Origin of the sequence: Duganella sp. P38 (assembly GCF_050859475.1) — a bacterium.
Lineage (GTDB): Bacteria > Pseudomonadota > Gammaproteobacteria > Burkholderiales > Burkholderiaceae_D > Rugamonas.
The window spans coordinates 997245-1011292 of the sequence record NZ_CP193936.1; the positions used below are offsets into that span (position 1 = coordinate 997245).

Below are 14048 nucleotides of genomic sequence, written 5' to 3' on the forward strand. Positions count from 1 at the left end.
CCCGGCTAGTCGCCGGCCTTGACGTTGCCGATGCCGCTGACCGACTTGTTGACGGTTTGCGGGTGGCCATAATAGGTCAGGCCGCCGATGCCCCTGGCCACCGCGTTGAGCAGGCTGGTGGCGTGCACGCTGACGTTGCCGACGCCCTCGAAGTTGACGTCGACCCGCTCGGCCACCAGCTGGCTGGCGTCGACCTCGCCGACGCCTTTGGCGTTCAGGCGCAGGTACTGGACCTTGCCGTCGGCCGCCAGCCGGCCGGCGCCGAGGTAGCTGATGTCGAGGCGCGCGCTGTTGATCTGCTGCAGCCGCGTCTCGCCGGCGCCTTCGACCTTGACCCGGCTCAGCGCCGGCAGCGTGATGGTGATGCGCGGGTCTTTCAGCGTGCCCTTGTAGGCGTTGTCCGGCAGCACGATCTGCAGCTCGTTGTCGACCACCGTGGTCTGCAGCTTGCTGACGAATTGCGGCTCGCCGCTGACCAGCACCGACTGCGCCTTGCCCACCGTCACCGTCAGCGCGAACGCGCCCTTGGCGTTGATGGCGATGAACGACGGCAGCACGCGGGTGGCGTCGGCCGCCTGGACGGCCGCGCTCAGCGCGCACAGGACGGGGATCAGGACGGCGACAGCGGTACGGCGCATGGGGGCTCCTCGGCAGGTTGTTGCAAATCGATCAGCTGATTCTACTGAACTTGCCGGCCGCCGCCGACCATTTTGCGACAAACTGCGCAAATCGGCGCCGATGTTGCGCTATGGCTACGTTTTCAGGCGCGCCAGCAGCCGCTCGAGGTCGAGCTCCTGGATCAGCAGCTGGCCGTCGTTGGCCTTGATCAGCCGCGGCGCCAGCGCCGCCGCGCCGCCGGCCAGCGGTGCGGCGCTCAGGTCGGCCGCGTCGAACTGCTGCACCGAGTGCAGGTCGTCGACCAGCAGGCCGAGCAGGGTGGTGCCGTGGCGCACCAGCATCACCTGGCTGTGCTCGCTGATGGCGGCCGCGCGGCCGCCGGCCAGCAGCGCCAGGTCGAACACCCAGACGCAGTGCGCGCGGCCGCCGGCCGGCGCCACGTCCAGCATGCCGATGCGCGCCTGGCGGGCGACGCCGCCCTGGCCGGCGCCGCTGCGCGCGCCGGCGTCGGCGGCGCCGTGGCCGTTGCCGCTGCCCACGCTGCTGTTGCTCACGCTGCCGCCGCCCGCGCTGCCGCCGCCCCCGCTGCCGCTGCCCGCGCTGCTGCCGCCCACGCCGCCGCCGCCGCCGGCGCCGCCGCTGCCGGCGGTGCGCTGCACGCGGGCGAACGGCAGCGCTTCCTGCACGTGGGCCGCGCGCAGCGCCATCAGGGCGCCGCCGGCGTAGAAGATCGCGAAGTCGGGGCCGCTGTCGCGCAGCCGCGCGATGCGCGCCGCCGGCGCCGGCAGCGCCGCGCGCACCGGGCCGAAGGCTTGCAGCAGCACCGCCAGCACCGGCTGCTCGACGCCGTCGGCGGCGCGGAATTCGCGGTAGCCGGCGGCGCGCGCGCAGGCGGCGATCACGTACTGGCCGTCGTGCTGCAGGATGCGGGTGGCGCTGCCGCCGGCGCCGGCCGCCGCCAGCAGGCCGCCGTCGAGCTGCAGCAGGTCGCCCGGCGCGCAGCCGGCGTCGGTGCTGGCCAGCACGCGGCCGTCCGGCGCGACGAAGTAGGCGCGCAGGTGGGCGCGGCCGGCAACGCCGCTGTGCAGCATGTTGCGCAGCTCGGGGCCGGCGTCGAACACCACGCCGATGCCGCCCACCACCGTGTCCTGCTGCGGGTGGCGGATGGCGGCATGGTAGACGTAGGTGGCGGCGCCGCCGTAAAACGGCGAGGCGCCGAACGGCTGCGGGTAGTGCGCCAGCGTGCCGCGCAGCGCGCCGACCCGGCCCAGCGTCTCGCCGTCGAGCTGCTGGCCGACCACGGCCGCGGCGTCGGCGCCGGTGGCGGCCACGATGCGCCCGCCGCGGTCGTAGACGAACAGCCGCGCGTAGACCGTGTACAGGCGGTTGATGTGGTCCAGCACGGCGCCGATGGCGGCCGTCTCGGCGGCCGACGGCGCCGCCAGGCCGCGCCGCAGCTGCGCCGACTGCGCCCACCAGCGGCAGTCGTTGGCGCGCTCGTAGAGGTTGCGGTCGAGCAGGTCGACCAGCAGCTGCGCGGTCAGGCCGGCCTCGCTGAGGCTGGACGCCAGCACCGTCTGGTACAGGTCCTGGATCGAGTGCGAGAACAGCGCGTCGCTGCGCTGGCCGGTCTCGGTGATCTGGTCGAGCACGGTGTTGAGCTTGTGCACGCCGCCGCTGTGGCTGCCGTCGGCGCCCGGCTGGGCGCTGGCGGCGCTGGTGACCTTGCCGTTCCAGACGATGCGCTCGATGGTGCGGGTGGTGCGCGTGACCGATCCCATCAGCTCGTGCAGCGCCGGGCTGAACGCCCGCGCGTGCGACAGCAGGCCCTGCATCAGCGGCGGCGCCACCGCCGCCAGCGCCGCGCCGCCGCCGTGGCCGGCGCGAAAGGCCAGCTCGACCGGGATCATCAGCTGCGTCTGCCAGCCGGCCGGCCCCGCGTAGCCCTGGTAGGCGCTGGCGCGGAAGGTGCGCACCAGGTATTCGCGGCCGCCGAACATCAGCGGCTGCGGCTGGCCGGCGGGGTTGGTGGGCACGCGCACGCCGGCCGGGATCCACAGCGGGTCGGCGCTGCTGATGACGCGGTCGTGCGCGTCCAGCAGCAGCATGTTGGCGCGCTGCGACGGGTCGCGGTAGGCGGCGAAGATGGCTGCCATCTCGTCGTCGAAATTGAAGCACAGGCACAGCACGCCGATGGGCGCGCCGCTGTCCGGGTGCAACATGCGCTGCGAATAGATCAGCGCGCGCGCGGCGCCGGGGCGCAGGTCGCTGGCGCGGAAGGTTTCCAGGTAGCCCGGCGTGTCGAGCGTCTGCTGCAGCAGCGGGTCGCGGCTGTGGGCCACCGGCAGCGCCGGGTCGGCCTGCGCCAGCACCCGGCCGGCGCGGTCGAGCAGCAGGATTTCGTCGTACACCGTGTATTTGGCGCGGTAGTCGAGCAGGCGCTGGCGCGCCGCGTCCGCGTCCGCGTTCCCGTTCCCGTCTTGCGCGAGGCCGGCGACAAAGCGGCACAGGTCGGGGTCGGCGGCCAGGAAGCCGACATCGGCGGTGCGCTCGTACAGGTTGCGCACCAGGATGTCGATCGCGTAGCGCGCCTGCGTGCCCAGCTCGTCGAGCACATGGCGCACTTTTTCCTGCACCAGGTTGGCCACCAGCGCCTGTTCGAGGTGCGCGAAGCCGGTGCGCGTGGCCACCATCGCCGGCAGCAGCAGGCGCGCCTCGGCCGGGCAATTCATCTTGGCGGACGACTCGATCAGCCGCCACATCTGGTTCAATTCCCGCAGCGATAGTTCGCAGCGGGCAACGTCGGGCATGTGGGGTAGGAAGACGCCCGGGTTGGCTTGGGTGTAAATGGTCATTACGCTTGGCCTGGTTGCAAAAAGAGTAGTCTTAAAGCAATTAATGTGCCAAGGAAATATCAGGCGGCGGCCGCCGCGCCCGGGGCGGTTGGCCGCCTGTTGCGGCGCTTACTTATTGCTCAGGCATGCCTTCATGAAGGCCTTGCGCTCGTCGCCCTGCTTGCCGCTGGCGTCGGCGTTACATTGTTTCATCTTGTCCTGCTGGCTTGGCTTGGCGGCCGGCTTGGCGCTCAGGCATTCCTTCATGAAGGCCTTGCGTTCGTCGCCCTTCTTGCCGGCCGCCTCCGCATTGCAGGTTTTCATCTTGTTCTGCTGCGCGGTCGGTTCGGCGGCGGTGGCGGCGCCGCCGATGGACAGGATCAGGCTGGCTATGAACAGTGCTTTCATCGGAGTTCCTCGCAAGGGGCGGGCGTGGCGGAGTGCTGGCCTCGGAACGACTATATCGAAATGCGAAAAACTTGTATAGCGTGTGGCACGCAGGACACAAGCGGTGTAACAATGGGCATCCAGTCAACTATTCAGGAGAGCTTACATGATGCGCAAATGTCTGACCGCCAGCCTGCTGGCGCTGGCCGCCGCCGGCGTTGCCCACGCCGCCGCGACCGCCGAGGTCGAGCTGAAACCGACCGTCGGCAGCACCACCAAGGGCACGGTGCGCTTTACGCAGCAGGACGGCCAGCTGCGCATCAGCGCCGACATCGCCGGCCTGGCGCCGGGCGTGCATGGCTTCCACCTGCACGAGAAGGGCGATTGCAGCGCGCCGGACGCGACCAGCGCCGGCGGCCATTTCAATCCGTCCAGCCAGCAGCACGGCGGCCCGGGGCAGGGCGCCCACCACGGCGGCGATTTCGGCAACATCACCGCCGACGCCAGCGGCAAGGCGTCGCTCAACCTGAGCGTGCCGGTCAGCCAGATTTCGCTCGACGAGGGCGCGCCCAACAACATCGTCGGACGCGGCATGATCGTGCACGCCGACCCGGACGACTTCGTCACGCAGCCGACCGGCAACGCCGGCAAGCGGCTGGCGTGCGGCGTCGTGGTGGCCGGCAAGTAAGCCGGCGCCAGGCTTGCAGATCAGCAGGCTAGCAGACGCGCCCGCACCCGCACCCGCACCCGCACCCGCACCCGCACGCATCCAGGCGCTGTACGTCAGGCCGGCGCACGGTGTGGCCGGCGTGGCGCTGGCTGCGGCCGACGCGCTGCAGTGCCGGGCCGGCCTCGGCATCGATGGCGATGTCCACGCCCATCGCCTGAGCCCGCGCCAGGTGCTGGTAACGCTCGACAGCGAGCTGGCCGCGCTCGGCATCGCTGCCGGCGCGCTGGGCGAGAACATCGTCATCCGCTGCGACCACCCGCAACTGTTCCGGCCCGGAACCGCGCTGCTCGGCCCGGCCGGTGTCGAGATCCGGCTGACCATGTACTGCGAACCCTGCCGGCGCATCGCCCACATCGAACCGCGTCTCGCGCGGCTGCTGCACCGGCGCGGCATCCTGGGCGTGATCGAGGCCGGCGGCGCCTTGCGGCTGAATGATCCCATCGAACTGCTGCCCGGCCGCTACGCTCCGCTGGCCGAGTCTGCCTACCAGAAGTTTCTCGACTTCCTGCCGTCCGTACCGCCGGGCACGGTGGTGCGCTATGCCGATGTGGCGCTGGCGATCGGCGCCGACGCCAGCTTCGTGCGTGCGCTGCCGGGCTACATCAGGCGCAGCGTCGGGCTGGGCTTGCCGCTGCACCGCATCGTCAACGCGCGCGGCGCGCTGCTGCCGTTTATTCCCGAGCAGGCCATCCGCCTGCGCGCCGAGGGCGTGATCGACCACGCAGCTGCGGCCGAGGTCAACCTGCGCCGCTATCTGTGGCAGGGTTGCTAGTACACGCCCCCTGTGGAAAAGCCACTATTTTTTGCTCTGCTTTCTTCTGCTTTCCTCTGAAATCCTCTGCATTGAACTTTGCAGTGGATTTCAGGGTCTAACAGAGAAAAGCAGAGGGAGAAATAGAATGAAATCCACAGTGTCTGTGCAGGTAGACGCCGACGCCATGCTCCGGCTAATTTCCCACCTAAAAGTACGCGGCGGCGCGCAGGACGTGACCGCAGCCATCGACAGCGCCATCGCGCTGTGGCTGCGCGAACAATCGCAACTGCCGTTCGACTGCGATCCGGCCAATCCGCGTGGCTACCAGTGGAAAACGCTGTTCCTGCCGGACGGCACCGAGATCCGCTCATGGAGTTACGGCGAGCACAACTACGCCCGCGTGGTCGGCGATGACATCATCCACAAAGGAAAACCGGTCACGCCCAACGAATTTGCCCAATCGTGTGCGCGCAGCATGCGCAACGCCTGGCTGGACCTGTCAGTCAGGCGCCCGCAAGACCAGCAGTTCCAGCTCGCCCACCGCCTGCGGCAGGAGCTGGCGCAACAAGCCGGGCAGGCGCCGCCGGCGCGCCGCGACAGCGCCGCCGCGCCGGCCGACCTCGGCCCCTTGCTGGCCGCGCTGCAAGCGCAACTGCCACCGGCGCCGCCTGCCGCATCGGCCCCGGCCGCGACGATCCCGCGCGGCGCCCAGCCCGGCCCGCCGCGCCCGCTGCCGCGCGGCCCCGGCTGGGATTTGCCGGAGCGCCGCCAGTACCGTTTCCGGCTGGAAGACGTCGCCTTCGACTAGGCCGCCTTCGGCTTGACGCCCTCGTCCGGGCGGCCGCAGTAGCGCTGCACATAGGCCTGGTGCGTCGGCAGCTGCACCACCGTGCGGTCGATGCGGCCCTTGATGTTGCCGAGGAAGGCGCGCAACTCCTCGTCGCCCATCAGGTCCGCCGTCGAGTGGTGCGACTTCGGCATGATGCCCTGGCCCAGCATCACCTGGATCCACGAATTCTCCGCGAACAGCTCGTTCGGCACGCGGAACACGCGTCCGGTCTCGCGGAACAAATCGATGCGGTGCTGCAGCGAGGCCGGAATCCGCATCTCGCGCGCATCGATCCAGAACTGCGAGTCGGTGCGGTGGTTGGCGTGGTAGTGCAGGATGATGAAATCGCGGATATGTTCGATCTCGCTGTTGCACTGGTTGTTGTACTCGTCGATATCGGCCTGCTGGATGCCGTCCGACGGGAACATCTGCATCAGCCGGATCACGCTGCGCTGGATCAGGTGGATGCTGGTCGACTCGATCGGCTCCAGGAAACCGCTCGACAGGCCGATCGCCACCACATTGCCCTTCCACGTCTGGTGGCGCTGGCACGGCTTGAACTTGATCACGCGCGGCGCAATCAGCGCGCGCCCCTGCACATTGGCCATCAGCTGTTGCTCGGCCTGTTCCTCGTCGAGGTAGCGGCTGGAAAACACGATGCCGTTGCCGACCCGGTGCTGCAACGGAATGCGCCACTGCCAGCCGGCCTGGTGTGCCATCGAGCGCGTCAGCGGCACCGCGTCGGCCACCGCCTCGGTCTGCACCGCGATCGCGCGGTCGCAGAACAGCCATTGCGACCAGTCGGTCAGCGGCTCGTCCATCGCCTCGCCGATCAGCAGCGCGCGGAAGCCCGAGCAATCGATGAACAGGTCGCCCTCGATCTCCTCGCCCGACGCCAGCACCACCGCGCGCACATCGCCGTTGGCATGCTTGTGGTAGCTGACGATCTTGCCCTCGATGCGGCGCACGCCGCGCGGCTCGCTCAGGCGGCGCAGATATTTGGCGTAGCGCCCGGCGTCCAGATGGTAGGCGTAGTTCATGCCGTTGTTCGGCAGGTGCGCGAAGCGGTTCTCCAGCGACGCCTTGAGCTCCAGGCAATAGTCGCCATAGTCGCCGGCCAGGCCGCGCTGCACGCCCTTGTGCCAGAAGTGCTGGAAGCCGGCGGTCCAGTGGTCGACGCCGGTGGTGCCGAACGAATGGATATAGTCTTGCTTGACGTTGCGCCAGCTCTCGAAGCTGATGCCGAGCTTGAAGGTGGCCTGGGTCTCGGCCATGAATTCCTGCTCGTTGATCTCCAGCACATTGTGGAAATTGAGCAGCGTCGGAATGGTGGCCTCGCCGACGCCGACGGTGCCGATCTCCTCCGACTCGATCAGCTTGATGTCGAGCAGCTTGCCGAGCACTTTGGAAATGCCGGCGGCGGCCATCCAGCCGGCGGTGCCGCCGCCGACGATGACGACGCGGCGCACGGGTTGGCGATGGTTCGGGTCACGCATGGTGCTAGTCTCCTTAGCGGTTCAGTTTTTTCAGTAAATGCCCGCGCAGCGCGCGCGCGCCGTCGGCCGTCAGCGGCGACAGCACGCCGCGCGCATGCGGCGGGATGTGGGCGGCCGTTTCTGCGTCGGCCTCGAACACGTAATGGCGGAACATCTCCTGCCACGCCCGGCGCTGCGCCGGCGGCAGCTCGCGCAAGGTCAGCAGGGCCGCCATCAGCGTGCCGGTCGGCGTGTCCATGTAGTCCGGGACGGACCGCCACCAGTAATTCAGCAGTACATTGAACGGCGCCAGCGCCTCGATGTGGTGCCACCACATGCTGGGGATGAAGATGGCGTCGCCCGGCCCCAGCTCGGCCACCTGGGCGTGGCGCAGCGCCTCGGCAAAGCGCGGGAAGCGCGCGAAATCGGGCCGGGCGAAGTCGACCAGGCTGATGGCCTGGCCGGCCGGGGTGAAATCCAGCGGGCCGATGTACAGATTCTTCAGCTGCTCGGGCGGGAACAGCGTAAAGCGCCGCCGCCCGGCCGCCACCACCGCCACATTGTCCGGCACATCGTAGTGCGCGGCGATGCGCGTGCGGTTGCCGATCCAGATGCTGGCCAGCGCGTCGCGCCCGCGCAGGTCCAGATCGTTGTGGGCGCGGAAGCCGGGCAGGCAGGTGTCCACCGTGGTCGAGCCGACATAGATGGTCGGCGCCGGGTCCATCTCGCGCTTGGCCTCGATCTCGTCCAGCACGCCGTCGAGCCTGACGCGCACCGGCTGGAAATTGAAGCCGTCCATCTGCGCGTTGTAGAAGAAGCGGCCGCCGGCGTCGGCGCCGCCCAGCATGGCGCCGACCGTCGCCCCCTGGTAGTGCCGGCGCAGGTAGTCGCTGCCGGCGCGGTCCGACACCAGCGCCGCCCGCACCATCGGCCAGTCCGCCGCCAGCCCGCGCAGCACCAGCGGCGCGGCCGCGTTCAGGATGTCCTCGCCCAGATCGGCCGGCCCGAGGCCGGCGATCTCGCGCATCGGTTCAGGCCAGGCTGGCATTCTTGCGATCGATCAGCAGGCGGAAGTTCGACAGCGAGGCCAGCACCAGGTAGATCGGCTGCAGATAGCCGGCCTGGTGCAGCCTGGCGACGGCCGCGCCGTCGAGCGCCTGCAAACGGTCCTCGTTGATGGTGTAGAAGCCGATCAGGCGGTTCTGCGAACCGTCGTTCAGCTCGACATCGAGCGCGAAGCTCTCCAGCAGCTCGTGTTCCAGCAGCGCCGCCAGAAAGCCCGGCAAGGCCTGCATGCCCTGGTGGATCGCGAACAGCAGCGAATTGACGCGCTCCAGGTACTCGGTATGGCCGCCATGCGGCTTGAACACCGCCTCGCCCTCGCTGTGGTTGACGCGCGGGTGGTCGAGGTCGACGTTGACCATCAGGCCGTCGTCGCTGACGCCGATCATGAACGGCTGGCGCTCGACCATCATCGGGATGTACGGCGCCTCCCAGCGCTCGCCGTGGAGGAACAGATTATGCCCCTCCTCGAAGCCGAACAGCGCCACCGGCTCGAAGCCGAGGCCGTCGGTGGTCTTGCGGAACACGATCGGATAGCAGGCCTGGACGTCGCGGAACTCGGCCGGGAAGGTCGCCGCCGTCATCACGTTGTCGCCCAGCTGCGCGCTGCGGCGGGTGATGATGCGCATGTCGTGGTGCTGCACATTGTTCAATAAAACCGGCTTGGCCATGAATGTCTCTCTCTCTTCTCTCTAAATTTTTTGCAAGCCATGCAGCTTGATATGGTCGATCAGCGCGCGGTTGTCCGGCAGCGCGCCCAGCATCTTGTGCGCCAGCGCCGCCGCTTGCTGGAAATAAGCGTCGGCGCGGGCCGCCTGCTGCGGCGTCGATGCGCCGCTGAATTCGCCGCGAAAGCCCATGCCGTACAGGATGTACTGGTAGCTGGCCGGCGGGAACACCTCGTCGAGCCGGTAAAAGTCGCCGCGCGACGGCGCCCGGTGGCGCCACAGGGTCAGCAGCCCGGCCAGCCGCGGCGGCACCTCGGCCGTGTTGTCGCGCCAGTAGGCGCTGTCGCGCCGCCGGCTCAGCACATAGTGCAGCTTGAGGAAATCGATCACCCGTTCCCAGCGGTAGCGGAAGGCGTCGTTGAAGCGCGCCGCCACGATGTCCATCGCCGCGCGCGTGGCCGGCATCTCGTCGCTCAGCATGGCGGCCGACATCTCGACGATGGCCAGCGCCGACGCCTCGAGCGGCTCGATGAAGCCGGCCGACAGCCCGATCGCCACGCAGTTGCGCTGCCAGAAGCGCGCGCGGTAGCCGGGCGTGAAGCGCAGCTGGCGCGGCGCCGGCATCTCGGCCGGGCCGCTGGTGGCCGCCACATACGCGCGCAGCTCGGCCTCGGCCTGGTCGTCGCTGATATAGCGGCTGGCGTAGACGTGGCCGACGCCGCGCCGCGTCGGCAGGCCGATGTCCCAGATCCAGCCGGCGCTCTGCGCGGTGGACGAGGTCTGCGCGGCGATCGGCGCGTCCGCGCTGGCATACGGCAGTTGCACCGCCAGCGCGGCGTCGTTGTACAGCACGTGGCCCTGCTCGACCAGCGGCACGCCGTAGTGGCGCCCCAGCAGCAGCGACTGCATGCCGCTGCAATCGACGAACAGCTCGCCTTCGACCGCGCCGTGCTGCAGCGTCTGCAAGGAGGCGATATCGCCGTCCGGCTGCGCGTTAACCGCCGTCACATGGTCCGGTATGTAATGGACGCCAAGTTTTTCCAGGCAATGGGTGCGCAGGAACGCGCCGAACTTGCCGGCGTCGAGGTGATAGCCATAGTTGGCCACCGCCGCGAATTCCGGCGTGGCGGCCTGCTTGGGCGCGCGCCCGTGCACGCACAGGTGCGGCTGCGGGCACACCAGGTCGGCGAACGGCACCTGCGCGTGGCGCGCCTGCCACTGCAGCGGCACATCGACCTCGCCGTGGCCGTGCGGCAGCATGAAGGGATGGAAATACACATCGGCGTCGCTGCCGTCGACCCAGCGGTTGAAGCGCGAGCCCTGCTTGAACGCGGCGTCGCACGCGCGGAAAAATCCGTCTCGCCCACGCCGATGTGGCGCAGCGTATCGCGCATGCTCGGCCAGGTGCCTTCGCCGACGCCGATCGGCGCCACGTCCGGTGATTCGATCACGGTGATCCGCAGCGCGTGCCCGGGCGCCCGCGGCGCCGCCGCCAGCACCCCGGCCGTCAGCCAGCCCGCCGATCCGCCGCCGACGATTACGATGCGTCGCAGCATAGTCTCCTCTTTTTATATTACGTAATGAGTTGCAGAAAGTTTAACCCAGAATACGCAAAAAGCCGCTGAGTATCAGCGGCTTTGCGCAGCGCGTGGTGCCGCTACAACGTTGCTCAGAACTTATAACGGGCGCCTATCATGTAACGCGGCCCGGCCTGGGTCACCGATTCCAGCTGTTGCCTGGTGCGGCTATGCACGCGCTGGATCTCGTTGGTGATGTTGATGCCCTCCAGCTGGAAGCTCAGGCGCTCGTTGAACTGGTAGCCGAGGCTGATGTCGACCTGGCCATACGCCTCGACATACTGCGGGTTCGGCCCCGCGCCGTCGAAGGTCGACGACAGGAACTTGCCGCGCCAGTTGTAGGCCAGCCGCGCGTTGAACTTCTTGTCCTCGTAGATGCCGACCACGTTGGCCGAATTCGACAGCCCGACCAGCGCGAACTGCTCGCCGACCTTGTTATCGTCGTACTTCAGGCCCGAATTGACATAGGTGTAGTTGGTCGACACGCCGAAGCCGCTGTCGCCGAACATATGTTGCAGGTTCACCTCCAGCCCGTCGAGGCTGGCCTTCTTCTGGTTGGAGAAGGAATTGATGCGGAAATGCGCGACCGGATCGCCGGGCTGGCCGACGATCGAGCCGGTGGCGTTGCCGGAGGCGTCGGTGCCGGTCATGGTCACGCCGCTCTGGCCGTTGTACTTGCGCAGGATGAAGTTGCGGATGCAGGTGGTGTCGGCCTTGCCGCAGCCATTGGCCAGCGCCTCGTTCCAGAACGCGCCGCCGACCGGCGTGTGCAGGTTGAACGGCGTGGCGTCGAACTGCGTCTGGCCGGCGTAGTTGTCCAGGTTCTTGCGGAAGTAGCCGAGCGAGAAGAAGTTCTGCTTGCCGTAATACCACTCGTACGACAGGTCCAGGTTCTTCGACTTGACCGGCTTCAGCGCCGGATTGCCCTGCGAGCCGGTGCCGCCGTCGACGCGCACCAGCCGGTCCAGCGTCTGGCCGCCCTGGATCTGGTCGTAGCGCGGGCGGCCGATGGTCTCGCCCAGGCTGAAGCGCAGCTTCTGGTTCGGCGTCAGCTCGATGTCCGAGTCAAAGCTCGGCAGCAGGTGGTGGTAGGAGCCGCTCAGCGTGGTGAAGGTCGGATTGCCGAAGATGATCGGCAGCTCGTTCTGCGAGCCCCAGTCGATGCCGGTGGCGGCCGGCACCAGCGCGGTCGACACCACGTCGGTCTTCTCGTAGCGCACGCCGATGGCGGTGCGGATCGGCATCGGCGTGTCCCAGTCGGTATTGAACTGGACGAAGGCGGCCTTGGACTTCTCGCCGGTGCGGGCGTCGTTGTCGAAGGTGGTCTTCGGCAGGTACATGGCCGGCAGGCCCGAGGCGGCCGCCGCCAGCTTGCGCACCTGGTCGAAATTGAACGTGTAGAACTGGTTGAACAGCGCCGGGTTGCCGCTGCCGTCGATCTGGTCGAAGTACTGGCGCAGGCTCTGCTGGTGCCACACGCTGCTCGGATAATCGGACGGCTTGGTGGCGCCGCCCCAGGTATCGCGCTGGTTGTTGGAGAACGCCGAACGGTTGTCGACCTTGGCGTAATTGACGCCGAACTTCAGCTCGGACGCCTCCAGCAGCTTCCACGCGCCCTTGAGCTGGTGCTGCTCGACCTCGCCGCGCATATACTGGTTGGTAAACACCGAGCCGGTCACCTGCTGGCGCTTGGCGTCGCTGACGAAATCGGCGCCCTGGATGCTGAGCACGGGGAAATCCTTGCTGAAGTCGACAGTCGTGTTGCCGCGGCTAAAGCTGGCGGTGGCCAGCGTGTTGCTCGACCCGAACGGGCTGTCGGCGCCCGAGGTGGCCGACGAATGGTGGGTATCGAGTTCGAAGCGCAGGTCGCTGGACGGCTTCCACACGGCGTTGAAGCCGAGCGACTTGTTCTGCGTCTTGGTGGCGAAATCGGCCGCGCCCATGGCGATGTCGCTGTTGGCGGCCGGCAGGATCTCGGTATAGCTCAGCGGGCTGGACGGCGAGCCGCCGGTCCAGCTGCTGGTCGAATCGCCGAAATTGAACCAGGCCGAAATGTCGTTGCGCCGGGTCTGGATCTTGTTCTCGGAATAGGTGTAGTCGAGCGTGGTGGTCAGCGTCTCGGCCGGCTTGTACTGCAAGGTCAGCTGGGCGTTGGTGCGCTGGCGCTTGACGCCGTTGAAATTGTAATTCAGGTTCTGCGGCAGCGAATACAGATCGTTCGGGCCGGGCCGGTTGGTGATGCGCTCCGAGCCCGGCGCGCCCGGCTGCGGCAGCGGGCCGGCCGTGCTGGAACCGAGATACGGGCCTTTCCAGCCGTTCGACACGGCGGCCGTGTTATAGCCCAGGTTGCGTTCCTGGTAGCTGCCGGTCAGCGCCACGCCGAAGGTGTTGTCGGCGAAGGTATTGCTGTACAGGCCGGAGACCTCGGGCGTCGCCGAGCGGCTGGCCTTGACGTCGCCGGGCAGGTTGTCGTTGGAGCGGTCGTACACGCCCTTGGCGCCGACGCTGGCGTGCAGGCCGGGGCGGTCGAACGGGCGCGCGGTCATCACGTTGACGGTGGCGCCGATGCCGCCGGTGGCGGTCTCGGCGCGGCTGGTCTTATACACTTGCAGCTGCGAGATCGCCTCCGACGCCAGGTTGGCGAAATCGAAGGCGCGGCCGTTGAGGTCGCCCAGATTCGAGGTCGGCATCTGGCGCCCGTTCAGCAGCACCATATTGAAGTCGGGGCCGACGCCGCGCACGGTGATCTTCGAGCCCTCGCCGATCGAGCGGTCGATCGACACGCCGGAAATGCGTTGCAGCGACTCGGCCAGATTGGTGTCGGGGAACTTGCCGATATCCTCGGCGACGATGCCGTCGACGATGCCGTCGGAATTGCGCTTCAGGTTCATCGACGACAGCAGCGCCGCGCGCAGGCCGGTCACCACCACGCTGGGCACCGCGCCGCTGCCGTTACCGCTGTCGCTGCCGGCCGGCGCCGGCGCGCCGGCCGGTGGCGGCGCGGCCGCGTCGGCCTGTTGCGCCGCCGCCGGCAGGGCGGCTGCGGCGCAGGCGCCGGCCACCGCCAGCGTCATCAATTTTTGTCGTGAATTCAGATAATGCATGTCATCTCCT

At 68.3% G+C, this 14048-nt stretch carries 10 protein-coding genes and 1 pseudogene; 3 read left to right on the forward strand and 8 right to left on the reverse strand.

The window, feature by feature from the left end; all coding sequences use genetic code 11:
* Nucleotides 1-5 precede the first annotated feature (5 nt).
* The 3 genes from ACRQ5J_RS04530 to ACRQ5J_RS04540 all read right to left on the reverse strand — a co-directional run bounded on the left by ACRQ5J_RS04530 (nucleotide 6) and on the right by ACRQ5J_RS04540 (nucleotide 3851).
* Nucleotides 6-638, reverse strand: coding sequence for a GIN domain-containing protein (locus ACRQ5J_RS04530; RefSeq protein ID WP_432381374.1), 633 nt, complete (start codon nucleotides 636-638; stop codon nucleotides 6-8).
* Between the two features lie 114 nt (nucleotides 639-752).
* Nucleotides 753-3473 carry a chemotaxis protein CheW gene (locus tag ACRQ5J_RS04535; protein ID WP_432381375.1) on the reverse strand — a complete coding sequence of 907 codons (2721 nt, stop codon included), beginning with the start codon at nucleotides 3471-3473 and terminating at the stop codon, nucleotides 753-755.
* Nucleotides 3474-3581: 108 nt separating this feature from the next.
* Nucleotides 3582-3851: a PsiF family protein gene (locus ACRQ5J_RS04540; protein WP_432383585.1), complete on the reverse strand. Its 270-nt coding sequence runs from the start codon at nucleotides 3849-3851 to the stop codon at nucleotides 3582-3584.
* Nucleotides 3852-4005: 154 nt separating this feature from the next.
* On the opposite strand from ACRQ5J_RS04540, the gene ACRQ5J_RS04545 reads away from it, so the two are divergent.
* The 3 genes from ACRQ5J_RS04545 to ACRQ5J_RS04555 all read left to right on the forward strand — a co-directional run bounded on the left by ACRQ5J_RS04545 (nucleotide 4006) and on the right by ACRQ5J_RS04555 (nucleotide 6131).
* Nucleotides 4006-4527 (forward strand): superoxide dismutase family protein, encoded by a 522-nt coding sequence (locus ACRQ5J_RS04545; protein ID WP_432381377.1) that lies wholly within the window; start codon nucleotides 4006-4008, stop codon nucleotides 4525-4527.
* A gap of 13 nt (nucleotides 4528-4540) precedes the next feature.
* Entirely contained in the window at nucleotides 4541-5341 is an 801-nt protein-coding gene (locus ACRQ5J_RS04550; RefSeq protein ID WP_432381379.1) for an MGMT family protein, read from the forward strand.
* Nucleotides 5342-5468: 127 nt separating this feature from the next.
* On the forward strand, nucleotides 5469-6131 hold the full coding sequence (locus tag ACRQ5J_RS04555) for a hypothetical protein (protein WP_432381381.1): 663 nt from the start codon (nucleotides 5469-5471) through the stop codon (nucleotides 6129-6131).
* Here ACRQ5J_RS04555 and ACRQ5J_RS04560 read toward each other — a convergent pair.
* The 5 genes and pseudogenes from ACRQ5J_RS04560 to ACRQ5J_RS04580 form a co-directional block, all read right to left on the reverse strand.
* The gene (locus ACRQ5J_RS04560) at nucleotides 6128-7648 is read right to left on the reverse strand and encodes a tryptophan halogenase family protein (RefSeq protein ID WP_432381383.1); all 1521 of its coding nucleotides are present in this window, start codon (nucleotides 7646-7648) and stop codon (nucleotides 6128-6130) included. The two genes, ACRQ5J_RS04555 and ACRQ5J_RS04560, sit on opposite strands and share 4 nt — an antisense overlap.
* 13 nt (nucleotides 7649-7661) lie before the next feature.
* Entirely contained in the window at nucleotides 7662-8675 is a 1014-nt protein-coding gene (locus ACRQ5J_RS04565; protein WP_432381384.1) for a cupin-like domain-containing protein, read from the reverse strand.
* Nucleotides 8659-9360, reverse strand: a complete 702-nt coding sequence (locus ACRQ5J_RS04570) for a SapC family protein (RefSeq protein ID WP_432381386.1) — start codon at nucleotides 9358-9360, stop codon at nucleotides 8659-8661. Before ACRQ5J_RS04570 ends, ACRQ5J_RS04565 begins: the two co-directional genes overlap by 17 nt.
* A gap of 21 nt (nucleotides 9361-9381) precedes the next feature.
* A pseudogene (locus ACRQ5J_RS04575) lies at nucleotides 9382-10913 on the reverse strand (tryptophan halogenase family protein).
* A 113-nt stretch (nucleotides 10914-11026) separates the two neighbouring features.
* Nucleotides 11027-14038, reverse strand: coding sequence for a TonB-dependent receptor (locus ACRQ5J_RS04580; protein ID WP_432381388.1), 3012 nt, complete (start codon nucleotides 14036-14038; stop codon nucleotides 11027-11029).
* Nucleotides 14039-14048 lie beyond the last annotated feature (10 nt).